The organism is Moorena sp. SIO4A1, from assembly GCF_010672065.1.
GTDB lineage: Bacteria > Cyanobacteriota > Cyanobacteriia > Cyanobacteriales > Coleofasciculaceae > Moorena.
Genome location: NZ_JAAHHX010001096.1, coordinates 1 through 1,006, shown reverse-complemented (window position 1 = coordinate 1,006; position 1,006 = coordinate 1). Strand labels below are relative to the sequence as shown.

Genomic DNA, 1,006 nt, shown 5'->3' with positions numbered 1-1,006 from the left:
CTTAGACCCCAAATCCCATGTTTCTGAAACCATTCCCAAGTTGGTGGATGAACTGTTGTCTAATAACAATGAAGACCAGATCGCAATTCGTCAGGGAGTTCGTTATGTAGCTAGATTAGTACAACAACAAAAGCAGAAACTCACCTCACAACAACAATTGCCCATACCAGAGGCTCAACCATTGGAATTGAAGTTGTCTGAATACGGACTGATAGACAACCTCAACTGGCAACCAATCCAGCGTCGTCCTCCAAAAGCCCAGGAAGTAGAAATTCAAGTTAAAGCAGTTGGACTCAACTTCCGAGATGTACTCAATGCTCTAGGATTACTCAAAGAATATTATGCCCAGGTGCTGGGTATTACTAATGTAGAGCAACTAACCCTTGGCTTGGAATGTGTAGGCGTTATTGCATCTGTGGGAGACAATGTGTCTCAGTGGCAGGTAGGAGATGAAGTAATGGCTTTTGTTCCTAATGGGTTTAGTAGCTTTGTAACTACTGCCGCTGAGTTCGTAATGGCTAAACCAAAACAGATGAGTTTTCCTGAAGCGGCAACCCTACCCCTAACATTCTTCACCGCCTACTACGGGTTGCAACACTTAGCCAAAATTCAACCAGGAGAGAGGGTATTAATTCATGCAGCAGCAGGAGGAGTAGGACAAGCAGCAGTGCAAATTGCCCTCCAGGCAGGAGCCGAAGTCTTTGCCACTGCTAGTCCTCCCAAGTGGGACTTTCTCAAGTCCCTGGGTGTGCAACAGATAATGAACTCCCGCACCTTTGACTTTGCTTCTGAAATTATGCATTTGACTCAGGGAGCAGGTGTCGATATAGTCCTTAACAGCCTCAATGGAGAGTTCATTGACAAGAGTTTTGCCGTGTTATATCAAGTTCGGATAATTAGTTATAATAAAACTGGAATCGTTGCTGGGTGAGGTATTGAGGTATTATGGCCAAAAGGATTGCGATCGCAAACTACTTAAGTGCCGAAGAGTTGTTGGTTCATTATC

1 protein-coding gene is annotated in these 1,006 nt (G+C 44.4%); it reads left to right on the top strand.

Going from position 1 to position 1,006, the window contains the following annotated elements; genetic code table 11:
• The coding region (locus F6K53_RS45545; RefSeq protein WP_293087851.1) for a zinc-binding dehydrogenase at positions 1-931 on the top strand (931 nt) is incomplete at its 5' end.
• Positions 932-1,006: the final 75 nt, after the last annotated feature.